The sequence below is a fragment of the Citrobacter braakii genome, assembly GCF_002075345.1.
Classification (GTDB): domain Bacteria; phylum Pseudomonadota; class Gammaproteobacteria; order Enterobacterales; family Enterobacteriaceae; genus Citrobacter; species Citrobacter braakii.
In genome coordinates, this window is sequence record NZ_NAEW01000001.1 from 685,085 (window position 1) to 707,163 (window position 22,079).

The window sequence follows — 22,079 nt, forward strand, 5'->3', positions numbered from 1 at the left end:
AGAAAGCCTTCCGTGCAAGGGAAGGCTTGGATCTTACTTGAGGGCTGACTAATTCGCGGTGATGATACTCACCATCTTCATCACCCAAATCTGGATGATATTAAAAGTGACGGTGTAACGTATAATGGTCGGCCCGGAGGGATTACATTTGAGGTTCATCGTCCCAGGCGTGCGGTGCGAACAGATAACCTTTGTTGCGCACCGTTTTGATTCGATAGGGTTCAGTCGCGTTATCGAGCAGTTTTTTGCGTAACCGGGAAATCGCGACATCAACGCTGCGATCCATGCCGTCATAACTTACGCCGCGCAGGTTCTTCAGCAGCGCATCGCGGTCCATAATTTGCCCGGCATGGGTTGCCAGCTCCCACAGTAATTCAAAATCTGCGGTGGAGAGTGAGACTTGCTCGCCGCCGAGCAGCACGGAACGATTGGTTGGGTCGATAGTGAGTGTGCCAAAGCGCAGCGTTGTGTGCGGCGTGATGGTTGCCGCCTGAATGCCTTTAGACTGGACTGAGTGTTCATTCTGGCGCAGATGCAGACGCAGGCGAGCAAGCAGTACAGCTGGCGGCGTTGTCTTCAGAATATAGTCACAGGCACCCATTTCCAGCGCCAGAATATGGTTCATATCGCTGTCCAGCGAGGTGAGCAGGACAATTGGACCCTGCCAGCGTCCGCGCAAATCGCGGCAGATAGTCATCCCATCTTTGCCCGGCAGCATGATATCTAATAACACCAAATCGGGTTGAACTTGCAGGATTTTCTCCTCGGCCAAATCACCTCGAGGCTCAACGATAACCTCAATATCATGCCGGGCCAGATAGGCTGCAATCAGCGAGCCAACTTCGGGATCATCTTCAACAAATACGATGGTGTTCATATCATTCATTTTGAATATAAAACGCCAACATACACCGCCCCGGTTTTTCCTTCCATTAATCTTTTCTAAACAAGAACGCTTCCGTTATGCTAGGGGCTGATGTTATTGATGTGTTAAGGCAGAGTGATGGGACTCGTTATAAAAGCGGCGCTCGGTGCGCTGGTGGTGGTGTTGATTGGTGTGCTGGCGAAAACAAAGAACTACTATATTGCCGGATTAATTCCGTTGTTCCCGACCTTTGCGTTGATTGCCCACTATATCGTGGCCAGTGAACGTGGGATCGAAGCGTTGCGTACAACCATTGTCTTCAGCATGTGGTCGATTATTCCCTATTTTGTCTACCTCGTTTCGCTGTGGTATTTCACCGGATTTATGCGCTTACCCGTTGCGCTCGGCGGTTCAGTGGTGTGCTGGGGCCTGAGCGCATGGTTGCTTATTTTTTGTTGGATTAAACTGCACTAACGCAGATGACGTCCGCCATCAAGGGCAAAACTACGCCCGGTGACAAAACAGCTGGTCAACAGATAGTCAATTAAATCAATGACCTCTTTTTCACCCGGCGCTGTTTTCATCAGTGATTTGTTCAATGCCTGCTGACGATACTCTGCATCGTCACCCTCGTTAAACAGGATTAGCGAGGGGGCAATCGCGTTCACTTTCACTTCCGGTGCCAGTTTGCGCGCGAACGAGCGGGTCATGTTGTCCAGCGCCGCTTTGCTGGCAGCATAAGCAATGTGCTTATCGCTGCCACGCTCTACAACATAATCCGTAAAATGGATAATATCGCTGGCCGCGTGTCCATGCCCGCGCAGCAATCCTTCCAGCGCGTGGTTGAGCAGGTAGGGGGTATTGACGTGAATCTGTATCATGGCTGACAGCACTTCGGTTAACGGCGCACCGGGCTTTTCTGCAAGCCAGGCACTGGCATTATGCACAATACCGCGCAGGCCATCCGTCTGTGCTTTGACCTCATCCGCAAAGGCCAGTACGCCTTCATCGGTGGAAAAATCAGCCTGGATACACAGCGCCCCCGCATCTCGCAGGCCATCAATAGCCGGATAATGCGTGCGGTAGCTAACGATAACTGGCTGTTTTTGATTAATAAAGTGCCATGCGACGGCGAGGCCGATACGTCGACCTCCTCCGGTGATAAGAATTGGCAAAGGGGGTTTTTTACCCATCGTAATCTCCATGTGTCGCGAACGATGGGGACAATGTTACCCCATCAACATCCAGGTCGCCGGAACAGCAGCAACAAGCAGCAGGCCGATCAGCGCCATTTCCTGGCGTTTTAATACGTTTTCATGCGCGTGTGTTTTACGGGCATAAAGGAAGACCAGCAGCCCTGGCGCATACAGCACCACAGACAGCAGCAGGTGCATCGGACCTGACGCATACAATAACCATATGCCATAAATACTCGCTCCGATACCGACAGCCTTATGAATTGGACGAGTGGCAATTTTCAGCAGAAATGCGCCGACCAGTAAATAGGGCACCAGAATCATTTCTGAGGCGATGGTTAATAACGTATTGTAGTCGGAACCTGTGAGCCAGATCAGCACCAGGCAAATCTGTACGCAGATGTTGGTCAGCCACAGCGACGCCGATGGCGCGCCTTGCGCGTTCTGCCGCGCAAAAATACGTGGAAACGCTTTGTGCGTGGAGGCGAGGAACGGCACTTCCGCCGCCATAATCGTCCAGCTTAAATAAGCACCGCACACGGAGACAATCAGACCTGCGGCAATAATAATTTCCCCCCATGGCCCCATCATTTTCACCATCAGACCGGCCATTGACGGGTTGCGGATCTCCGCCAGTTCGGGACGTGCGACAACGCCCAGAGACAGCAGGGTGACAAGCAGGTAAACGCCCAGCGCGGCGAGTACCGCCAGCAGCGTAGCGCGTCCGACGTCGCGTTTGTTTCTGGCACGAGCTGAAACCACCACCGCGCCTTCCACACCGATGAAAACCCACAGGGTGATGAGCATGGTGTTTTTTACCTGCTCCCAGACGGGAACGCCCAACGCTACGCCGGTAAAATCGAGGGTAAAGGTGTCGAGCTTAAACAGCATAAACGCCAGCACGATAAACAGACCAAGCGGCAGTAATTTCGCCAGCGTCGCCACCAGGTTAATACTGGCTGCCGTTTGCACACCACGCAGCACCAGAAAATGGACCACCCACAACAGCACCGATGCGCCAACAATCGACTGCCAGGTATTACCATCGCCAAACAGACGTAACTCCGGCGTGTCGGTAAAGAAGCTGAGCGCAGAGAAAACAATCACCAGATACGAAACGTTAGCGATAACAGCACACAGCCAATATCCCCACGCGGAGCAAAAGCCAATCAGCTCACCAAAACCTTCACGTGCATAGGTAAATATGCCGCCATCCAGTTCAGGACGGATACGCGTCAGAATCAGCATGGCAAAGGCGAGCAAAAGGATACCCGCACCGGTAATCGCCCAACCAATCAGTAATGCAGCCGGGCTTGCTACCGCCGCCATATTTTGTGGCAGGCTGAAAACACCAGCGCCGAGCATTGAGCTTAAAACCAGCGCGGTGAGTGCGCTCAGACCCAATTTCTTTTCCATTTGTATCCAGTGACAAAAACGAGAGTGAGAGAATAATTATTTTGGCAAACCGCATAAAAATGGTGAAAGCCACTAAGGCGCGGGATTTTACGGAGAGAAGAGAACGCATGCAATGGGGATAGAGAGATTTGTGACTAATAGTGTGAAAAGTAGTCTTAATACTGCTGTTTTTGTTTCGCCCGAGGGGAGGATGGCGGGAAATTATCAGGTCTACAAGGCTGTAGACCTGATAAGGTACTGAGTATTACTTATACAGGTCAGCGCTGATGGTCATGTTATTACCACGTTCAGACCACTGGCGGGTGATGTGATAATACTTAGCGCCTTTCTTCGCTGCGCGTTTGGCAACCTGGTAAGAGATTTCAGTCATGTTGCCATAGTTACCGGTGAACTTGATGCTGTCGAACGGCACCATCATAGCGGCGGTTGCTTTGTTCAGTTCTTCAACTTTGGTTCCATCCGGTAGCGTGACAGTGTAACGCCCACCTTTGGTGGATTGCGTTTCGAAGAAACGACCGACTTCAGCGCTCGGAGACGCGGTAGTCGCAACGCCTGGGATCTCAACTTTCTTCGCGGCTTCGCCACCGGCGGCTAATGCGGCACGTCCGGCATCTGAATCTGCTGGGATCGCATCAGGGCTTTGTACTACGCGTTTTTTCGCATCAGCTTTATAGATGAATGCGGTAATACGCTGGTTGCCGCCCTGGTTGGCATCGACCTGGCGCACGATGTAGAAGGAGTAAGCGCCTTTCTCTTTCGCTGCTTTGGTGATGGCATCGTTCACTTCAGGCTGGCTGCGGTAGAAGCCCTGCACCGTAACGGTATCGAATGGTTCTATCAGAACGGCCTGATCTTTCGGTAATTCCATCACGCCGTTAATGACACGGTTTTTGGACGCTTCCGCTTTTTCAGCATCGGCTTTATAGATGTCGGCTACAACGCGCCAGTTACCGCCGCTGCCAAAATCTGAGGTATCAACAACATAAAAGGAGGCTGCACCGTCTTTATCTGCACGGCGTGATACGGCGGTCACCGCGTCACCGATAGCATTAAAACGACCGGTAACCACAATGCGGTCATAGGGTTTCAGGGCAGCCGCTTGCTCCGGCGTCAATTCTGTCGCTGCATTTACAGAAAAAGCAGTCGCAGAAATAAGTGCGGACGCCAGGAGAGTGTTCTTAAGCTTCATAAAAATAATCCTTCGCCTTGCGCAAACCAGGTACTGGTATTGTTATTGACTAGAAACGTCGCTGATTATTGCATTTAAATTGTGTCAGTGTCTGCGTCAATTTTCACTCATCGTGCCATGTGACGTAACAACACAGATAACATTTTGTGATATGTCGAAAATTTCGGCGTTTGGCGACCAAAACTGATAAAGCAGTTGAATTTCATAAGTTAATTTAATGTTAATCAATTGTTTTTTGCAGGCACGTAATCATGTTTTGCCGCTTCGCTTGAGCGAATTATCGGCCTTTGTGGGCTATTTTTAGGGTATTTTATCTGCCAGCGATTCGATTCATCTCTATTTCGCGAATTTCATAATAAATACTGTTTTTTGGCGCTAGATCACAGGCGTCATTTTCAGTAGGTTATACAGAGTTTGTTACTGTTTTATTTTATTGGGGTAACACTGACCTCTTTCGAGAGTGCGCGCATGCCTCGTGCGAACATTGATAAACCATCATCACAAATACAGATGGAAGGGAACATTATGCGAATTGGCATACCAAGAGAACGGTTAACCAATGAAACCCGCGTCGCAGCTACGCCGAAGACGGTTGAGCAGCTGCTTAAGTTGGGTTTCAGCGTCGCGGTTGAAAGCGGTGCAGGTCAACTGGCAAGTTTTGACGATAAGGCGTTTGTACAAGCAGGCGCAGAAATTGTTGACGGAAATGCCGTCTGGCAGTCAGAGATCATCCTGAAGGTCAACGCGCCGGAAGAGGCGGAAATCCCGTTGCTCAACCCGGGCACGACGCTGGTGAGTTTTCTTTGGCCCGCGCAAAACCCTGAGTTATTGCAAAAGCTGGCAGAGCGCAACGTGACGGTTATGGCGATGGACTCCGTGCCGCGTATTTCGCGCGCGCAGTCGCTTGATGCCTTAAGCTCGATGGCGAATATCGCCGGGTATCGGGCCATTGTTGAAGCCGCTCATGAATTTGGCCGCTTCTTCACCGGCCAGATCACCGCCGCGGGCAAGGTTCCACCTGCCAAGGTCATGGTGATTGGTGCGGGTGTGGCAGGTCTGGCTGCTATCGGTGCGGCAAACAGCCTGGGCGCTATCGTTCGTGCTTTTGACACCCGTCCGGAAGTGAAAGAGCAAGTTCAGAGTATGGGCGCTGAGTTCCTCGAACTGGACTTTAAAGAAGAGGCCGGCAGCGGCGACGGTTACGCCAAGGTGATGTCCGAAGCGTTCATCAAAGCCGAAATGGCGCTCTTCGCCGCACAGGCGAAAGACGTTGATATTATCGTTACCACCGCGTTGATTCCGGGCAAACCGGCACCGAAACTGATCACCCGCGAAATGGTCGATTCGATGAAGGCGGGCAGCGTGATTGTCGATCTCGCCGCGCAAAACGGCGGTAACTGCGAATATACCGTGCCCAACCAGGTGACCACCACCGAGAACGGGGTGAAGGTTATCGGTTATACCGATCTGCCAGGTCGACTGCCGACGCAGTCTTCCCAGCTTTATGGCACGAACCTCGTTAACCTGCTCAAGCTGTTGTGCAAAGAGAAAGACGGCAATATCACCGTCGATTTTGACGACGTAGTCGTACGTGGCGTTACGGTAGTTCGCGAGGGTGAAATCACCTGGCCTGCGCCGCCTATCCAGGTTTCTGCTCAGCCGCAGGCTGCGCCAAAAGCCGCGCCCGCGCCGAAAGAAGAGAAAAAACCGGCCTCACCGTGGCGCAAATATGCGTTGATGGCACTGGTCGTCATACTGTTTGGCTGGCTTGCTGATGTCGCGCCGAAAGAGTTCCTGGGTCACTTTACGGTGTTCGCGCTTTCCTGTGTAGTGGGTTACTACGTGGTCTGGAATGTGTCGCACGCGCTACACACTCCACTGATGTCCGTGACGAACGCTATCTCCGGGATCATCGTTGTCGGGGCGTTATTGCAAATTGGCCAGGGTGGCTGGGTGAGTTTCCTGAGCTTTATCGCGGTGCTTATTGCCAGCATTAATATTTTCGGTGGCTTCACCGTGACTCAGCGCATGCTGAAAATGTTCCGGAAAAACTAAGGGGTAACATATGTCTGGAGGATTAGTTACAGCTGCATACATTGTTGCCGCGATCCTGTTTATTTTCAGCCTGGCGGGGCTTTCGAAACACGAAACCTCTCAACAGGGTAACAACTACGGTATCGCCGGGATGGCGATTGCGCTGATTGCCACGATTTTTGGCCCTGAGACCGGCAACGTTGCGTGGATCCTGGTGGCGATGATCATCGGCGGCGCGATTGGTATTCGTCTGGCGAAGAAAGTCGAGATGACCGAGATGCCGGAGCTGGTGGCGATTCTGCACAGCTTCGTCGGTCTGGCGGCGGTACTGGTGGGTTTCAACAGCTACCTGTATCACGACACGGGCCTGGAACCGATTCTGGTGAACATTCACCTGACGGAAGTGTTCCTTGGTATCTTCATCGGTGCGGTGACCTTTACCGGTTCCGTGGTGGCGTTTGGCAAACTGCGCGGTAAGATCTCCTCTAAACCGCTGATGCTGCCGAATCGTCACAAAATGAACCTGGCGGCGCTGGTTGTTTCTTTCCTGCTGCTGGTGGTGTTTGTTCGTACCGAAAGCGTGGGTCTGCAGGTTCTGGCGCTGCTGGTGATGACCATTATTGCGTTAGCCTTTGGCTGGCATCTGGTGGCGTCCATCGGCGGTGCGGATATGCCGGTCGTCGTTTCAATGCTTAACTCCTATTCAGGATGGGCGGCGGCGGCGGCGGGCTTTATGCTCAGCAACGATCTGCTGATCGTCACCGGTGCGCTGGTCGGTTCTTCCGGTGCGATCCTGTCTTACATCATGTGTAAGGCGATGAACCGTTCGTTTATCAGCGTGATTGCCGGTGGCTTTGGTTCTGACGGTTCTTCTACGGGGTCTGATGAAGAAGTCGGTGAGCATCGTGAGATTAATGCGGAAGACACGGCAGAAATGCTGAAGAATTCGCACTCCGTGATAATCACCCCGGGCTATGGCATGGCCGTGGCACAGGCGCAATATCCGGTTGCTGAAATCACCGAGAAACTGCGCGCGCGCGGCATCAAGGTACGTTTCGGTATTCACCCGGTAGCAGGGCGCTTACCAGGTCATATGAACGTACTGCTGGCGGAAGCCAAAGTACCCTATGACATCGTGCTGGAAATGGATGAAATCAATGATGATTTCGCCGATACCGATACCGTGCTGGTGATTGGCGCCAACGATACGGTAAACCCGGCGGCGCAGGACGATCCGCGTAGCCCAATCGCCGGTATGCCGGTGCTGGAAGTATGGAAAGCGCAGAACGTTATCGTGTTCAAACGCTCTATGAACACCGGCTATGCTGGCGTGCAGAACCCGCTGTTCTTTAAAGAAAACACCCATATGCTGTTTGGCGATGCCAAAGCCAGCGTGGATGCGATCCTGAAAGCGCTGTAATCGTCAGCGCAAACCAAGACGGCCTCTGCGGAGGCCGTCTTTTTAATACTCCGCTATTCATGATTACCGCTCATAAACCCATACGGTTTTAACCGTCTAATCACCGTAAAACGCCGTGTATATACTGCTTCCTGACTTTTTAGAACATAACAGGGCGCTATGAGTACACGTAAACATGCCTCGTCGGCGGCTATAGCAAGCCAGACTGGTCTTACTTTTATTCTGATCCTCAGTGGCCTGATGGCCTTTGCCTCGCTTTCCACCGACATTTATCTTCCGGCAATGCCGACAATGGCAGAGGATTTGCATGGCAATGTAGAACTGACGATCACCGGTTTTTTGGTAGGTTTCGCCATTGCGCAATTGATTTGGGGGCCGATAAGCGATCATCTGGGACGGCGTAAACCGCTGTTTATTGGCATGGTGCTTTTTATCATCGGCTCCGCAGGATGTGCGATGTCCACGAGTATTACGCAAATTGTTTTCTGGCGAGTTTTTCAGGCGCTTGGAGCCTGTACCGGACCTATGCTGGCGCGGGCGATGATCCGCGATCTCTTTGCACGTACTCGCGCGGCGCACATGCTTTCAACTCTGGTGCTGGTCATGGCGATTGCGCCAATAGCAGGACCGTTGATTGGCGGACAAATTATTCGCCTGAGCACCTGGCACTCTGTTTTTTGGCTGCTGGCGGTGATAGGGGCGCTGATGTTTATCTCCTTAAACTGGCTGCCGGAAACATTGCCGGAAGAGAAACGGGTGAAAGCTTCTTTAGCTGGCGCATTTCGTAATTATCGTTCGTTATTCGCCAATGGACGTTTTATGCGCTACACCCTGAGCCTGACGTGTTATTACGTTGCCGCGTATGCGTTTATTACCGGTTCGCCGTTTGTTTATATTAGCTATTACCATGTTGAACCACAGCAATACGGCTGGCTGTTTGCGCTCAATATTGTCGGAGTCATGGTCATGAGCGTAGTAAACCGTCGTCTGGTGCAACGGCATTCTCTGGAGCAACTGCTAAAGTATGCGACGATGCTGGCGGCGCTGGCTGCAGTGGCGCTTGCGGTGCTGGTTAAGCTGGAGTCAGGTGGCGTTGAAGCCATTATCATCACCGTTTTTCTGTTTTTCTCAATGAATGGCATTATTGCTGCTACTTCAACCGCTGCTGCGCTGGACGCAGTACCGAGCATCGCCGGTTCAGCCTCCGCGCTGATTGGCGCGTTACAATACGGTAGCGGCATTATCTCGTCATTGCTGCTGGCCGCCTTCAGCGACGGAACGCCATGGACTATGGCCTGGATAATTGCGTTATTTACGTTGTGTAGCGCCGTTCTGGCGCTACGGGCTAAACGATAAAAATGCCCGCAATGGCGGGGCGAATTCACTCTTTATTGAGATCGCTCAGCAACACGGCAATGCTTTGACCGCCGTTGGTTTGCTCAAGCGCGATTTTCACGATGATGGTCAGCGGTACAGAAAGCAGCATCCCGACAGGCCCCAGTAACCAGCCCCAGAAGATTAACGACAGAAACACCACCAGCGTAGACAACCCAAGTCCACGTCCCATAATCCGCGGTTCGAGGATATTCCCGAACACCAGGTTAATGACCAGATAACCTGCGAAAACCACCAGGGCGTCATAAAGGCCGCTAAATACCAGCACCTGAGCAATAGGGGGAATGGCGGCCAGCACCGAACCGATATTAGGAATATAGTTGAGCGCAAAGGCCAGCAGTCCCCAGACAAAAGCGAAACGCACGTCGAGTGCGGCGAGCATGCCCCAGGCCACCAACCCGGTCACAATGCTGATCGCCGTTTTGAGCACCAGATAGTGGGAAACGCTGTCTATGGCGCGTTGAATCGCCGCCATTCCCTCAATGGGACGACTCATCATTTGTTTGAGTTTGTTGGGTAACTGCGGTACTTCCAGCAGCATAAAAACCACCGTCAACAGCAGTAAAAATATCGATGACATGGCATTAGACAACTGCGCCAGTAAATTGGTCACCAGCGTCATTGCTGCGTTCGGGTCGATATATTTGACGAGTTCATCCACGGAAACGCCGATCCCTGCGCGCTGTAACCACGGCTCAAGGTTTTTGAGTGGGATAACCAGTGAAGAGCGATACTGCGGCAGCGTTCGCGCAAGCTCGTTTAAGGATGTACCTAAATACGCTAATAGCAACACCATTAGCATCACAATAATAACAATGAGCAATGATACCGCTATTACGCGCGGTATACGAAGTTTGACCATCCGCTGCACCACGGGGTTAAGCACGACGGCAATAAATAACGCCAGAATAAATGGGACGATGATATCTGCGGCAACGCGGATGCCGCTCAGGATGATAACCAGCATGCCCAGCATAATGACTATTTTTAGGCCGTTAAGCGTGATGATCGGTTTCGCCATGTGTATTCCTGCATTTTTCATTTTTGAATCTGAATAATAATGTGATTTGCGTCGAGCCGTTATAACAAAAATCAAATGGGGCAGGTAAAGAAGTGAAAAGACTTTGAGTTCGCATTGAAGCTATGGTACAAATCATCTGTGTTTAACTACCGAGGACAATTATCATCCGCGATGATGAGAAGCAACACTGCGGATAATTGTAATATTATGGACAATATGTTCAGGATGTTTTTGCGTTTACCTTCACTTCTTCGTACCTCCTCCACTTTCTTGCTTGCGGGTGAGCAACACTGGCGCAACGCGCTTTAGTCCCTTCTTCTGCCTGAGCTGGCGCTGTGCGCTGAGCTAACTAATTTTATTTTTTGGTTTACTGCATGCAGTAGGCCCAAAGGACTATATTCTCAAGCAGGAGAAGCATTATGTTTTACTGGATATTATTAGGTCTGGCCATCGCGGCTGAAATTACTGGTACGCTGTCAATGAAATGGGCAAGCGTCGGCCATGGTAATTCGGGCTTTATTTTAATGCTGGTAATGATTGCCTTATCGTATATTTTTCTCAGTTTTGCCGTTAAAAAAATTGCCCTTGGTGTGGCCTATGCCTTATGGGAAGGTATCGGTATTTTATTTATTACGCTGTTCAGCGTGCTGTTATTTGACGAAACCTTGTCCACGATGAAGGTGGCTGGACTGGTCTCGCTGGTGTTAGGTATTGTGCTGATTAAATCCGGTACACGAAAACCGACAAAGGCGGGCAGAGAGGTGAGCCATGCAGCAGTTTGAGTGGGTTCATGGCGCATGGCTTGGCATAGCCATTGTGCTCGAAATCGTCGCTAACGTCTTTTTGAAATTTTCAGATGGGTTTCGCCGCAAGACTTATGGCGTGCTGTCGCTGGCAGCGGTGTTAGCGGCCTTTAGCGCGCTGTCCCAGGCGGTAAAAGGTATCGACCTTTCTGTTGCCTACGCCTTGTGGGGCGGCTTTGGGATTGCTGCGACGTTAGCGGCAGGTTGGGTATTGTTTGGTCAGCGCCTGAATCATAAAGGCTGGATCGGTTTGGCGCTGCTGCTTGCCGGAATGGTGATGATTAAACTTGCCTGATCTCAGTGCTGCCCGTTACTACGGGCAGCATAGGTTATTCGTTCGCCAACTCATCCAGCTTATCGCGAAAACCGGTCACGGATATGGCGCGATTATCGGCCCGCCAGCGATCTTTCGCCGCCGGAGCGGAGCTTTGTACGCCAATCAACTGCCAGCCAGTATCTGTCTTCAACATCAATGGCGAACCGCTGTCGCCCGGGAGTGTGTCGCACTGGTGCGACAAAACGGTATTCTGTGCCCAACCGGTCACCACGCAATCCTGATGCGTGTACAAGTCATCGAGATGATCTTCCGGGTAACCCGACTGCGTAACTTTACGATCTGCGGTTTTCAGCGCCGCGGTTAATGCCGCTTTATCACCTTCAAATAATGGCAGCGGTGTGATGCCAGAAGGTGGGTAACGCAGCACCACCAGACCAAAATCCCACGGGGCCGCGGAAGGCGGCACAATCCAGCCATCGCCATCGGCTTTTAAACGTTTTCCGAGTGAGGGATCAACCCGTCCTTCAATGCCGTGGATCTCGTAGCGCCAGACACCCTTTTTCGACACGAAGCGTAATGCCACGGCTTTATCCGGCTTGCCTTTCGGGGGGGTGAGTAAGCAGTGTCCGGCAGTCAGTGCCAGTCGTGGTGAAATGAGCGTGGCAGTACACAGGTTACCGCTGGCGGTTTCCAGTTGCCCGATAGCGTCCCAAGGAGATTGCGTTGGGTCAGTCACTTTTATGCGATCGTCATGACCAAAAAACAGCGTTTTTACGTTTTCTGCTTCAGCGCTGGCCGTTGCAGGCTGGTCCGCATGCGCAACGACAGGAAGTAAACAAATTGAACCCAGTAACACAGCAATGGTTTTATGCATATCACACTCTGGTGGGGAATTATGATTTTTAACAGCAAACCCTCAGTTAATACTATAGACGGGACGGCGGGAAAGTGGGAGTAAAATCAGATAACTACACTCAGGAAAGATAAAAATGCATGGCAATGAGGGCGCAAATTATCAGGGTAATAAGAATGAACTCAAAGCGATAATGTGACACCATTTTACCCTCCAAAAGGCGGCGCTAAATCAGGTTGATTTAGCGCCGTATGCTATGGCGTGGGGGACGCCATAGTAACTACAAATGTGTTATGCAGCTGGCTGAGCAGCGGGTTTAGCGGTGTCGTGTTTTACGGCTTTTTTGGTGTGTTTTTTAGCTGCCTGAGCTTTCTGCTCTGGTGCTTTTTGTTCTGCAGCGGGTTTGGTCGCTGCTTTTTTGGTGTGTTTTTTAGCAGCCTGAGCTTTCTGCTCTGGCGCTTTCTGTTCTACAGCCGGTTTTGTGGTGGATTTTTTAGCGTGTTTCTTGGCAGCCTGCGCTTTCTGCGGCGCTGCTTTGTGCTGTTTTTTATGATGAGTGGTTTTTGCCGGAGCTGCTTTGGTGGTTGCAGCAGCAGCCGGAGCGGTGGTAGCAGTTGTTTCAGCAGCAAATGCAGCAGAAGACAGACCCATAGCAGCGGCAACAACCAGAGCTAATACTTTTTTCATTCTCATACCCTCGATTTGGTTTTTCATTCAACCCCACTGCGGGGCCGTTGAAATAACTATATCGCTGTAATCACAGGGCTTCCGTGAGTCATTGGTTTCGACGTGTAACGATATGTACAATGACTCACGGTATGAGATTACAAATAGCGGGCTTCCAGATGAGCGCGGAAATAACGGCTGCTGAGCGGCTCTCCGGTGGCCTGGGTAATAAGCTGTTCAGTGGTGAAACGGCTGCCATGCTGCCAAATATTCTGACGTAACCAGTCAAACAGGGCACCAAACTCACCTTGCGCAATAGACTGCTCTAAATCAGGCAATGCACGCTTAGCGGCACTGAATAACTGCGCCGCATACATGGCGCCTAAAGTATAGGAAGGGAAGTAGCCAAAGCCGCCATCGGTCCAGTGAATATCCTGCATACAACCATTACGATAGTTGCCGATGGTTGACAGCCCCAGCCAGGACTGCATTTTCTCATTCCACAATGCCGGGATATCATCCACTTCAATATCGCCATTAATGAGTGCGCGTTCGATTTCATAACGCAGGATAACGTGAGCAGGATAGCTCACCTCGTCGGCATCAACACGGATAAAACCGGGTTTAACCTGCTGGTTCCAGGCGATGAAATTGCTTTCTTCAAACGCAGCCTGATCGCCAAAGTGGCGCGTCACAGCAGGAATTAACCGCGTCAGAAATGCTTTACTGCGCCCCAGTTGCATCTCAAAGAACAGACTCTGGGACTCATGAATAGCGGTTGAGCGTGCCAGGGCGATAGGTTGCCCTGACCAACTGTGCGGCAGATTTTGCTCATAGCGGGCGTGACCGGTTTCATGGATCACGCCAAACAGCGCGCTAAGTAATTCGTTTTCATCATAGCGGGTGGTGATACGCACATCTTCAGGTACGCCACCACAGAAGGGGTGCGCACTGATATCCAGTCGACCAGCAGTAAAATCGAATCCCAACTGCGCCATCGTTTCAAGGCCCAACTCTCGCTGGATTGCGGTTGGGAAAGGCCCAACCGGGGCGATGAGCGACTGCTGAGACTGCTTTGCCACCACCTTGTTGAGCAGATCCGGTAACCAGCTCTTAACGTCTGCAAACAAGACATCCAATTGGGCACTGGTCATCCCTGGTTCGAATATGTCCAGTAGCGCGTCATACGGCGAACAGCCTGTGGCTTCGGCACGCAGCCGGGCTTCTTCACGACTGTGCTTCACGACCTCTTTCAGGTTTTCGGAAAATCCCTCCCAGTCATTGGCTGGTCGCTGGCTGCGCCAGGCATGCTCACAGCGGCTACCCGCGAGTGATTTCGCTTCTACCAACGATTCAGGTAGTAAGGATGCCTGATGATGCAGTCGCGACATTTCGCGCAGGTTGGCTTGCTCAACATCGTTAAGGTCTTCCTGTTGGGCTGCGGCGATCCACGTTGCCACCTTCGGGTCGGTTAACAACTGGTGCTCAAGCACGCTCAGCTCGGCCAGTGCTTCGCCGCGAGCTTTGCTGCCGCCAGATGGCATCATGGTAAACATGTCCCAACTGGCGATTGCCGAGAGGTGGGAGAAGCGAGAGAGCCGCTGGAACGTGCGGGTGAGCTGATGGTAATTATCATTGTTACTCATTTTTTGTTCTCGTTCTGTTTAGGTGTGGTGAGAAGTTTACCGTGATTCATTCACTTTTCATAAACACACCTTTGTACCCGACTTTGCGTAACAGCTTTTTATAGCGAAAAGCCAGTAGCACGAGAAAATAGAGGGCATAAATAATGGGGAGCGGTGATAACACTTTTACCGACCACAGATAATGCAGCGGAAGCAAAACGGCCGCCAGGTAGACGTAGTTGTGCAACGTTTGCCAGCGTTTGCCCATTTTACGTTGCGCGGCTTGCGTGGAGGTCAGCGTCAGCAGGAATAAGATTATCCAACCAGTCATGCCCAACGTTAACCATGGGCGTGAAACCAGTTCACGTCCCAATAATCCCAGATTTTGTATACCCAACTCCAGCAGCGCATAGCTGGTCATATGCAGCGTGGCCCATGCAAAACACCATAACCCTAATAATCGACGGGTGCGATACAACAACGGCTGCTTTGCGTAGCGGGCAAGCGGTGACACCAGCAGGGTAGCAAGCAGAAACTTCAGCGCGGTGATGCCCGTAAAGTGCTGGATATCTTTACCCGGGTCGGCCCCCAACTCACCACGCTGCGCGGCCCAGAAGAGCCATAGCAGGGGTAATAAACCGGCGAGATGCAGCAGTACTTTCAGGCCGGTTATCTGTTTTGCGGTTAACCTCACTTAAAAATACTCCCGTAGATCCATGCCCTGATATAAAGAAGCCACCTCATCGGCATAACCATTAAAAGGCAACGTGGGCTGTCGCTGCACATCGAGAATGCCACCCGAACCGATAAAACGCTCTGTGGCCTGAGACCAGCGGGGGTGATCGACTTGCGGATTTACGTTGGCGTAAAAACCGTATTCGTTAGGTGCCGACATATTCCAGGTCGTCGGCGGCTGTTCACGCGTCAGCTTAATACTGACTATCGATTTAATGCCCTTGAAGCCGTACTTCCAGGGTACGGTCAGGCGTATTGGCGCTCCGTTTTGCGGCGGCAACGCTTTGCCATACACGCCCACGGTCAGAAGGGTAAGCGGGTGCATGGCCTCATCCAGACGTAAACCTTCAACATAGGGATACTTCAACCCGCCACCAATGAAGCGATCTTTCTGGCCGGGCATTTCATCAGGCGCGTAGCGTGTTTCAAAGGCGACGTATTTGGCGTGGCTGGTGGGCTCAACCAGCGCCAATAATTTATGCAAAGGAAAGCCGACCCACGGTACAACCATCGACCACGCCTCAACGCAGCGCATCCGGTAAATACGCTCTTCTAATGGAAAACGAGTCGTCAGCGCATCATGATCCAACGTTAAAGGTTTGTTCACTTCACCGCTGATGGTTAACGTCCAGGGATCGGTTTTCAGGCTACCGGCATTCGCGGCAGGATCGGCTTTATCCAGACCAAATTCGTAGAAATTGTTGTAGCCCGTTACCTTGTCTTCCGGCGTCAAGGGCAGATTGTTTTGCCAGATCTCTGGTTTTGTGAACTCGAGCGGTTTGCCCGCTGGTGCAGACGGGCGATCGTTGCCTTTAAACCAATTCAACAGACCGGCCTGTGTCGGGGAAGAGAGCGAAGCCGCCGCCGCGCCTATCCCAAGAGCTTTGAGGATCTGTCGTCGTTGCATAAAAAAAACGGACTCGGCGGTAACATCAGCTTCCCGAAGTGGATGTTTTTTCTGCATAACTTTTCCTTTTTATTTTCATGTTAAGGAAAACAAATCGACGTTTCCCTGTTGATGCCTGACCTATCTATAACGACATACTGGACGCATGCGTATCCCTGATTCCTCACGAAAAGTTAAAAATTTTGTGATAACTTCCGCCCCTTGCCTGAGGTAAGCTTTCAGCATGACGAGAGGGGGATGACACTGATGGCAGGCGCGAAAAAGATATTTTTGGTGGAAGATGACAGCGATATCGCCTCACTTTTGCAACTTAGCCTGAAGGATGAGGGGTACGAAATTATTCATGAGGCTGATGGGGCACGAGCGGTCGAGCTACTGGAGAAGCACGTCTGGGATGCCGTTATCCTCGATTTAATGCTGCCGGGGGTGGACGGTCTGGAAATTTGTCGTCGCATTCGGCAAATGAGTTTCTATCTACCTGTCATTATTATCAGCGCTCGCACCAGTGAAACTCACCGCGTACTGGGGCTGGAAATGGGCGCTGATGATTATTTAGCCAAACCTTTCTCGGTGCTGGAATTGATGGCCCGGGTGAAGGCGTTGTTTCGCCGTCAGGAGGCGATGAGTCAGAACCTGCGTATGGAGGCGGGGATTATCACCGTCCATGGTGTGGAGATTGATCCATTAGCCCGGGAAGTCCGCCTGCAGGGTAAATCCCTCGATTTAACGCCGCGTGAATTCGATCTGCTCTATTTTTTCGCCCGCCATCCCGGGGAGGTCTTTTCGCGTCAGGCGTTGTTAGACCAGGTGTGGGGCTACCAGCACGAAGGATATGAGCATACGGTGAACAGTCATATTAATCGCCTGCGCACCAAAATTGAAAAAGATGCTGCGGAGCCGGAAATTATTCTTACCGTTTGGGGACGAGGCTATAAGCTTGCTGCGGTTAACGCGGAGCATCAACCATGATTTATCGATTGTCGCTGAGCCAGCGTCTGACCCTGGTCTTTACCGCTATTATGTTGATTTGCGCGGTTGCGGTCAGCGTTGTCCAGATCCGCAGCAGTAAACAGTATGGCGACGCCATGGTGCAAAGGCTCTCGCTGGAATTGGCAAGCAAAATTGTCAAAAGTGAGTCGCTTATTGATGCCAGCGGGCAGGTTAATCGGCAGACCTTAAAAGGACTGTTCAATCACCTGATGACGCTCAACCCTAGCGTGGAGCTGTATCTGGTTTCACCGTCAGGCGAGATACTTGCTGATGCCGCTCCGCCTGGGCATATTCAGCGCCAGAACATTAGCGTACAGCCGATCCAGGTTTTCCTTAATTCGGACGAGCTGCCCGTTTATGGCAATGATCCGCGCAGCAGCCAGCAAAAGGTATTCAGCGCTGCGCCAGTTTTATTTAACGGCAAGCTGCATGGCTATTTGTACATTATTCTCCAGGGCGAAGATCTCAATATGCTGGCGAATACCGCCTGGCAAAAAACGCTTTGGAACACCGTGACCGGGACGTTAATACTGGTTTTATTAGCCGGTGCAATCGCGGGGTACCTGGTGTGGAGATGGGTGACGAATCCGGTGAAAAGGCTGACCGGTCAGGTGGTTAATCTGGAGCAGGACAGCATTAGCGTCATCAAACAGCTGGCGCAGAAAAAGCCCGATTTAGCTCCGGCGAATGAAATTGCGTTGCTGAACAATGCATTTATCGAGTTAGCACAGAAAATTGCCCACCAATGGGATTTATTAGCTGACAGCGATCGTCAGCGCAGAGAGTTTATCGCCAATATTTCGCACGATTTACGTACGCCGCTCACTTCACTGCTGGGGTATCTGGAAATGCTGTCGCTGAAAGCCGATACGATGACGCCGGAGGAAAACCGGCATTATCTAAGCATTGCACTGCGCCAGGGGCATAAGGTTCGCCATCTGTCACAACAGCTTTTTGAGCTGGCGAGACTTGAGCATGGCGGCATAAAACCACAGCGTGAACGTTTTGCTATTGGCGAGCTGATCCAGGATGTGGCACAGAAATTTGATCTACCCGTTGCCACGCGTCATTTGCAGTTGCACCTTGACGTAATTGGTCCGTTACCGCTGGTGAATGCCGATTTATCGATGATGGAAAGAATCGTCACGAATTTGCTGGATAACGCTATCCGTCATACGCCTGACGGGGGCGAAGTGTGGCTAAAAGTCTGGCGTGATGAAGACCGCTTGTTAGCAGAAGTGCAGGACAGCGGGCCTGGCGTCGAAGAGGCTGTTCGCGAAGTATTATTTCAGCGCCCGACGGCGTTACTACCCCGTGAGCAGCGGGCTGAGCGTGGTGGTCTGGGCTTACTGATCGTGCGCAGAATGCTCGAACTGCATGGGGGAGATATCCGCCTGATTAATTCAACGGCAGGGGCCTGTTTCCGTTTTTCGTTGCCGCTGGCGGATTCCCCACTGAGTAGCTGATGAGAATGTTCCGCTGAAAAGAGTCTGTAACGCTATACGCGTTGTAAACCGTGGGCATTGCGTAAAAGTTGGTAGGTTGCCAGTGATAATGAGAATTTTTATCATATATTGATAATTCATCAAGTTATCTTTGATAAGCGCAAGGAGATCGTATGTCACTGGATGCCGACAACCTGTATATCGTCAGGACCCAAGCGGTTGCTGGCTGTTTTACCATGTTTTTGCTGATGTTTGGCCTCACGTTTCTTCCGTTGTTTTTCCCCGCCAGCCAGGTTCTGCTTGCCAAAGGGCTACTTTTTCCGCTGCTGTTTGCGCTGGAATTTGTTGTGCTGGTCCCGCTGTATTACTTCTTCTTCAGAAAAAGAGAGGGGCTGGGAAAGGGAATTTTCAACGCCAGATGGTTTGCCATTTTGTTCGTGGCGCTGCTGTTTATTCAGCTTATCCTGCCATGGTTTCTGGGCCTCAGACAAACCGAAGCGTGGGTGACCAGCCAGATATCCCTAAACAGCTACGCGCTGTGGTTATCCACTCTGACCCTGATATTTATTGCGCCAGTGTATGAAGAGATTGTTTTCAGGGGCTGTTTATTCAATGCATTCCAGTATTGGTTCAATAATAAAACCTGGCTGTCGTCGGTGGTGGTATCGGTCATTTTTGCCATCATGCATACCCAGTATGTGGATCTGCGCACGTTGCTGATGCTGTTTCTTGTGTCGCAGGTTTTGATCATCGCCAGAATGAAAAGCAACGGCCTGCTGATGCCGGTTATGCTGCATATAGCGATGAACGGGACGGTTATAGCCCTGCAAATGGGGGCTCAGACGTTACAGCATGGTTGATGAAGGCGATGCCCGGAACCCGGGCATCGTGGATTATACGTGCAGACGATGGTGCAGACGTGCACCGACCAGCAACGCCAGCACCAGCATCAGGGCGATAAATCCGCCCACGCCGTTCCAGCCGTAGCTGTGCCAGAATACGCCACCCAGCGTACCGGCAATACTGGAACCCAGATAATAGCTGAACAGATACAGGGAAGATGCCTGGCCTTTAGCGCGTTTTGCCCGTGGTCCAATCCAACTGCTTGCCACAGAGTGCGCAGCAAAGAACCCGGCTGAAAAGAGCAGCATCCCGGCGAAGATCAGCCACAGCGACGTGAACAGGGTCATCAACAGTCCAATCAGCATCACGCCGGTTGAAAAGAGCATTACCGGACCACGTCCATAGCGGGTGGTCATCGACCCCGCTTTCGGTGAGCTCCAGGTCCCGGTCAGATAGGCCACGGACAACAGACCGACAACCGCCTGGCTGAGTTCCCACGGCGAGAGCATCAGACGGTAGCCGATGTAATTAAACAGCGTGACAAACGACCCCATCAGTAAAAAACCTTCCGCAAACAGCAGCGGCAACCCTTTGTCGCGCCAGTGCAAACGAAAGTTGATAAACAGCGTTTTCGGTCGCAGCGACGTTGGTCTGAAATGACGAGATTCCGGCAAGATTTTCCAGAACATCAGCGCGGAGGCGAGGGCAAAACAACCGATCGCCGCCAGCGCGATACGCCAGTTAAAAAAGTCGGTAAACACGCCGCTTATTAAACGGCCACTCATACCACCAATCGAGTTACCGCTGATATATAAGCCCATTGAGAAGGCGACGAAGCTGGGATGTATTTCCTCGCTCAGATAGGTCATTCCCACTGCCGCCACGCCGCTGAGCGAAAGACCTATCAGCGCACGCATGATTAAAATACCGTGCCAGCTGGTCATCATCGTCGAAAGCAACGTACAACAGGACGCGAGCAGTAGGGCGGTAACCATCACCGGCTTGCGGCCTATCGCATCGGAAAGTGGACCGGTAAACAGTAAACCGATCGCGAGCATCGCCGTTGAGATGGAAAGCGAAATACTGCTGCTGGCGGGAGAGACCCCAAACTCGTGCGAGAGCACTGGCAGTATGGGTTGCACGCAATAGAGGAGAGCAAATGTCGCCAGTCCGGCCGAAAACAGCGCCAGCGTGACGCGCATAAATGGGGATGTTCCGCGTTTGATAAAACTATCCGGCGGGGTAACTCTCTGTTCATCAACATTGCTTGTCGGCGCGGTATCGACAGTTGTTGTACGGCTCACTTGAAATCCTTGCTCAATCAATTACCTCTACATGACTAGCTTTAAGAGTATGAAAATCGCATTATTCTGTCTAATATATTAATAATCTCAAATGATATTTTAAAAATATGAATATCGAGCTGCGTCATTTACGTTACTTTGTAGCGGTTGCCGAAGAATTGCATTTTGGCCGGGCGGCGGCACGGCTGAATATTTCGCAACCGCCGCTGAGCCAGCAAATCCAGATCCTCGAGCAGCAGGTCGGCGCCCGACTTCTGGCGCGCACTAACCGCAGCGTGGCGCTGACCTCAGCCGGAAAGCAGTTTCTGGCAGACAGTCGGCAGATCCTGGGGCTGGTTAATGAGGCCGCTGCCAGGGCTGAGCGTCTGCATCTGGGTGAAGCGGGGGAATTGCGTATCGGCTTTACGTCATCGGCACCGTTTATCAAAGCGGTTTCAGATACGTTATCCCTCTTTCGCCAGAGCTACCCCGCTGTACATATGCAAACCCGTGAAATGAACACGCGCGAGCAAATTGCCCCGCTCAATGAAGGAACGCTGGATTTGGGACTTCTGCGCAACACGCAGCTTCCGGAAACGCTGGAGCGTGAAATCATTCTGCATGAGCCGCTGATGGCGATGATCCCGCGCGCGCATCCGCTGGCGCAAAAGCCGGTGGTCACATTGGCGGAGTTGGCCAATGAGCCATTTGTCTTTTTTGATCCGCATGTGGGGACGGGGTTGTATGACGATATTCTTGGCCTCATGCGTCGCTATGGACTGAAGCCGACTATCACTCAGGAGGTTGGCGAGGCGATGACTATCATCGGGCTGGTGGCCGCAGGATTAGGCGTTTCCATTCTTCCCGCTTCCTTTAAACGGGTGCAATTGTATGAAATGTGTTGGATCCCGATAGCGGAAGAAGATGCCGTTTCGGAAATGTGGCTAGTGTGGCCAAAACATCATGAGCAAAGTCACGCCGCGCAACGCTTTCGCGAGCAACTGTTGGCGGCCGTTCAGGCGATTAATTTAGTTTAAAAATGGGCGAAAATGTGCAGTAAATCACAAGGCTAAGTAAAAAGTTGACGGAAGCCATTGAAGTGCTTCACCATAGCCC

General features: G+C 51.7%; 23 protein-coding genes. 11 read left to right on the forward strand and 12 right to left on the reverse strand.

The genetic code is table 11. The features are described from left to right. Nucleotides 1–142: 142 nt before the first annotated feature. On the reverse strand, nt 143–886 hold the full coding sequence (rstA, locus tag BZK42_RS03575; RefSeq protein ID WP_016153025.1) for a two-component system response regulator RstA: 744 nt from the start codon (nt 884–886) through the stop codon (nt 143–145). 117 nt (nt 887–1,003) lie between these two features. On the opposite strand from rstA, the gene BZK42_RS03580 reads away from it, so the two are divergent. Continuing rightward, entirely contained in the window at nt 1,004–1,339 is a 336-nt protein-coding gene (locus tag BZK42_RS03580) for a GlpM family protein (protein WP_016153026.1), read from the forward strand. Here the strand turns inward: BZK42_RS03580 and folM are convergent. The 3 genes from folM to ydgH all read right to left on the reverse strand — a co-directional run bounded on the left by folM (nt 1,336) and on the right by ydgH (nt 4,666). After that, nucleotides 1,336–2,058: a dihydromonapterin reductase gene (gene folM / locus BZK42_RS03585; protein ID WP_080858761.1), complete on the reverse strand. Its 723-nt coding sequence runs from the start codon at nt 2,056–2,058 to the stop codon at nt 1,336–1,338. The two genes, BZK42_RS03580 and folM, sit on opposite strands and share 4 nt — an antisense overlap. A gap of 36 nt (nt 2,059–2,094) precedes the next feature. Further along, a complete protein-coding gene (locus tag BZK42_RS03590) occupies nt 2,095–3,477 on the reverse strand; it encodes an amino acid permease (RefSeq protein WP_016153028.1) in 1,383 nt (460 codons plus the stop codon). A gap of 244 nt (nt 3,478–3,721) precedes the next feature. Beyond that, nucleotides 3,722–4,666 carry a DUF1471 family protein YdgH gene (gene ydgH / locus BZK42_RS03595; protein ID WP_016156455.1) on the reverse strand — a complete coding sequence of 315 codons (945 nt, stop codon included), beginning with the start codon at nt 4,664–4,666 and terminating at the stop codon, nt 3,722–3,724. A gap of 525 nt (nt 4,667–5,191) precedes the next feature. Here ydgH and pntA point away from each other — a divergent pair. The 3 genes from pntA (at nt 5,192) to BZK42_RS03615 (ending at nt 9,476) form a co-directional block, all read left to right on the forward strand. Further along, entirely contained in the window at nt 5,192–6,721 is a 1,530-nt protein-coding gene (gene pntA / locus BZK42_RS03605; protein ID WP_029139532.1) for a Re/Si-specific NAD(P)(+) transhydrogenase subunit alpha, read from the forward strand. A 10-nt stretch (nt 6,722–6,731) separates the two neighbouring features. Next, complete coding sequence (pntB, locus tag BZK42_RS03610) at nt 6,732–8,120, forward strand: Re/Si-specific NAD(P)(+) transhydrogenase subunit beta (RefSeq protein WP_016153031.1); 1,389 nt, start codon at nt 6,732–6,734, stop codon at nt 8,118–8,120. 159 nt (nt 8,121–8,279) lie between these two features. Further along, nucleotides 8,280–9,476 (forward strand): multidrug effflux MFS transporter, encoded by a 1,197-nt coding sequence (locus BZK42_RS03615; protein ID WP_080858762.1) that lies wholly within the window; start codon nt 8,280–8,282, stop codon nt 9,474–9,476. A gap of 25 nt (nt 9,477–9,501) precedes the next feature. Here BZK42_RS03615 and BZK42_RS03620 read toward each other — a convergent pair whose 3' ends face one another. After that, a complete protein-coding gene (locus BZK42_RS03620) occupies nt 9,502–10,536 on the reverse strand; it encodes an AI-2E family transporter (RefSeq protein WP_019076755.1) in 1,035 nt (344 codons plus the stop codon). A gap of 138 nt (nt 10,537–10,674) precedes the next feature. Between BZK42_RS03620 and BZK42_RS29615 the strand changes: the two genes are divergently transcribed. From BZK42_RS29615 to mdtI, 3 genes are all read left to right on the forward strand, one after another. Next, entirely contained in the window at nt 10,675–10,845 is a 171-nt protein-coding gene (locus BZK42_RS29615) for a protein YdgV (RefSeq protein WP_085951052.1), read from the forward strand. 107 nt (nt 10,846–10,952) lie between these two features. Then, on the forward strand, nt 10,953–11,318 hold the full coding sequence (mdtJ, locus tag BZK42_RS03625) for a multidrug/spermidine efflux SMR transporter subunit MdtJ (RefSeq protein WP_161623250.1): 366 nt from the start codon (nt 10,953–10,955) through the stop codon (nt 11,316–11,318). Then, nucleotides 11,305–11,634, forward strand: a complete 330-nt coding sequence (gene mdtI, locus BZK42_RS03630) for a multidrug/spermidine efflux SMR transporter subunit MdtI (RefSeq protein ID WP_016153035.1) — start codon at nt 11,305–11,307, stop codon at nt 11,632–11,634. Before mdtJ ends, mdtI begins: the two co-directional genes overlap by 14 nt. 34 nt (nt 11,635–11,668) lie before the next feature. Here the strand turns inward: mdtI and BZK42_RS03635 are convergent, their stop codons facing one another. The 6 genes from BZK42_RS03635 to msrP all read right to left on the reverse strand — a co-directional run bounded on the left by BZK42_RS03635 (nt 11,669) and on the right by msrP (nt 16,459). Next, nucleotides 11,669–12,490 (reverse strand): trypsin-like serine peptidase, encoded by an 822-nt coding sequence (locus tag BZK42_RS03635; RefSeq protein ID WP_016156459.1) that lies wholly within the window; start codon nt 12,488–12,490, stop codon nt 11,669–11,671. Between the two features lie 100 nt (nt 12,491–12,590). Beyond that, nucleotides 12,591–12,674: a small membrane protein YdgU gene (gene ydgU, locus BZK42_RS29825; protein ID WP_049259791.1), complete on the reverse strand. Its 84-nt coding sequence runs from the start codon at nt 12,672–12,674 to the stop codon at nt 12,591–12,593. Nucleotides 12,675–12,760: 86 nt separating this feature from the next. After that, entirely contained in the window at nt 12,761–13,156 is a 396-nt protein-coding gene (asr, locus tag BZK42_RS03645; RefSeq protein WP_003028934.1) for an acid resistance repetitive basic protein Asr, read from the reverse strand. A 137-nt stretch (nt 13,157–13,293) separates the two neighbouring features. Beyond that, nucleotides 13,294–14,781, reverse strand: a complete 1,488-nt coding sequence (locus tag BZK42_RS03650) for a carboxypeptidase M32 (protein ID WP_016156460.1) — start codon at nt 14,779–14,781, stop codon at nt 13,294–13,296. Nucleotides 14,782–14,827: 46 nt separating this feature from the next. Next, nucleotides 14,828–15,454, reverse strand: coding sequence for a protein-methionine-sulfoxide reductase heme-binding subunit MsrQ (gene msrQ, locus BZK42_RS03655; protein WP_016156461.1), 627 nt, complete (start codon nt 15,452–15,454; stop codon nt 14,828–14,830). Further along, the gene (msrP, locus tag BZK42_RS03660) at nt 15,455–16,459 is read right to left on the reverse strand and encodes a protein-methionine-sulfoxide reductase catalytic subunit MsrP (RefSeq protein WP_016156462.1); all 1,005 of its coding nucleotides are present in this window, start codon (nt 16,457–16,459) and stop codon (nt 15,455–15,457) included. Between the two features lie 189 nt (nt 16,460–16,648). On the opposite strand from msrP, the gene BZK42_RS03665 reads away from it, so the two are divergent. The 3 genes from BZK42_RS03665 (at nt 16,649) to BZK42_RS03675 (ending at nt 19,697) form a co-directional block, all read left to right on the forward strand. Further along, nucleotides 16,649–17,371, forward strand: coding sequence for a response regulator transcription factor (locus BZK42_RS03665; protein WP_016153040.1), 723 nt, complete (start codon nt 16,649–16,651; stop codon nt 17,369–17,371). Beyond that, the gene (locus BZK42_RS03670) at nt 17,368–18,858 is read left to right on the forward strand and encodes a sensor histidine kinase (RefSeq protein WP_016156464.1); all 1,491 of its coding nucleotides are present in this window, start codon (nt 17,368–17,370) and stop codon (nt 18,856–18,858) included. The genes BZK42_RS03665 and BZK42_RS03670 overlap by 4 nt, the downstream gene beginning before the upstream one ends. Before the next feature lie 152 nt (nt 18,859–19,010). After that, nucleotides 19,011–19,697 (forward strand): CPBP family intramembrane glutamic endopeptidase, encoded by a 687-nt coding sequence (locus BZK42_RS03675; RefSeq protein WP_016156465.1) that lies wholly within the window; start codon nt 19,011–19,013, stop codon nt 19,695–19,697. A 33-nt stretch (nt 19,698–19,730) separates the two neighbouring features. Here BZK42_RS03675 and BZK42_RS03680 read toward each other — a convergent pair whose 3' ends face one another. Beyond that, the gene (locus BZK42_RS03680; RefSeq protein ID WP_016156466.1) at nt 19,731–20,984 is read right to left on the reverse strand and encodes an MFS transporter; all 1,254 of its coding nucleotides are present in this window, start codon (nt 20,982–20,984) and stop codon (nt 19,731–19,733) included. A gap of 107 nt (nt 20,985–21,091) precedes the next feature. Here BZK42_RS03680 and BZK42_RS03685 point away from each other — a divergent pair, with 107 nt between their 5' ends. Further along, on the forward strand, nt 21,092–22,000 hold the full coding sequence (locus tag BZK42_RS03685) for a LysR family transcriptional regulator (RefSeq protein ID WP_016153044.1): 909 nt from the start codon (nt 21,092–21,094) through the stop codon (nt 21,998–22,000). Nucleotides 22,001–22,079 lie beyond the last annotated feature (79 nt).

Bases quoted from the DNA above. Each gene is read 5' to 3' on its own strand.
- BZK42_RS03635 (WP_016156459.1), bottom strand. From the start codon at position 12,490: ATGCATAAAACCATTGCTGTGTTACTGGGTTCAATTTGTTTACTTCCT.
- BZK42_RS03665 (WP_016153040.1), top strand. From the start codon at position 16,649: ATGGCAGGCGCGAAAAAGATATTTTTGGTGGAAGATGACAGCGATATC.
- msrP (WP_016156462.1), bottom strand. From the start codon at position 16,459: ATGCAGAAAAAACATCCACTTCGGGAAGCTGATGTTACCGCCGAGTCC.
- pntB (WP_016153031.1), top strand. From the start codon at position 6,732: ATGTCTGGAGGATTAGTTACAGCTGCATACATTGTTGCCGCGATCCTG.
- asr (WP_003028934.1), bottom strand. From the start codon at position 13,156: ATGAAAAAAGTATTAGCTCTGGTTGTTGCCGCTGCTATGGGTCTGTCT.
- BZK42_RS03650 (WP_016156460.1), bottom strand. From the start codon at position 14,781: ATGAGTAACAATGATAATTACCATCAGCTCACCCGCACGTTCCAGCGG.
- BZK42_RS03675 (WP_016156465.1), top strand. From the start codon at position 19,011: ATGTCACTGGATGCCGACAACCTGTATATCGTCAGGACCCAAGCGGTT.
- BZK42_RS03580 (WP_016153026.1), top strand. From the start codon at position 1,004: ATGGGACTCGTTATAAAAGCGGCGCTCGGTGCGCTGGTGGTGGTGTTG.
- ydgU (WP_049259791.1), bottom strand. From the start codon at position 12,674: ATGGTGTCACATTATCGCTTTGAGTTCATTCTTATTACCCTGATAATT.
- mdtI (WP_016153035.1), top strand. From the start codon at position 11,305: ATGCAGCAGTTTGAGTGGGTTCATGGCGCATGGCTTGGCATAGCCATT.
- BZK42_RS03590 (WP_016153028.1), bottom strand. From the start codon at position 3,477: ATGGAAAAGAAATTGGGTCTGAGCGCACTCACCGCGCTGGTTTTAAGC.
- pntA (WP_029139532.1), top strand. From the start codon at position 5,192: ATGCGAATTGGCATACCAAGAGAACGGTTAACCAATGAAACCCGCGTC.
- BZK42_RS03685 (WP_016153044.1), top strand. From the start codon at position 21,092: ATGAATATCGAGCTGCGTCATTTACGTTACTTTGTAGCGGTTGCCGAA.
- BZK42_RS03670 (WP_016156464.1), top strand. From the start codon at position 17,368: ATGATTTATCGATTGTCGCTGAGCCAGCGTCTGACCCTGGTCTTTACC.
- BZK42_RS03620 (WP_019076755.1), bottom strand. From the start codon at position 10,536: ATGGCGAAACCGATCATCACGCTTAACGGCCTAAAAATAGTCATTATG.
- rstA (WP_016153025.1), bottom strand. From the start codon at position 886: ATGAATGATATGAACACCATCGTATTTGTTGAAGATGATCCCGAAGTT.
- folM (WP_080858761.1), bottom strand. From the start codon at position 2,058: ATGGGTAAAAAACCCCCTTTGCCAATTCTTATCACCGGAGGAGGTCGA.
- BZK42_RS03615 (WP_080858762.1), top strand. From the start codon at position 8,280: ATGAGTACACGTAAACATGCCTCGTCGGCGGCTATAGCAAGCCAGACT.
- ydgH (WP_016156455.1), bottom strand. From the start codon at position 4,666: ATGAAGCTTAAGAACACTCTCCTGGCGTCCGCACTTATTTCTGCGACT.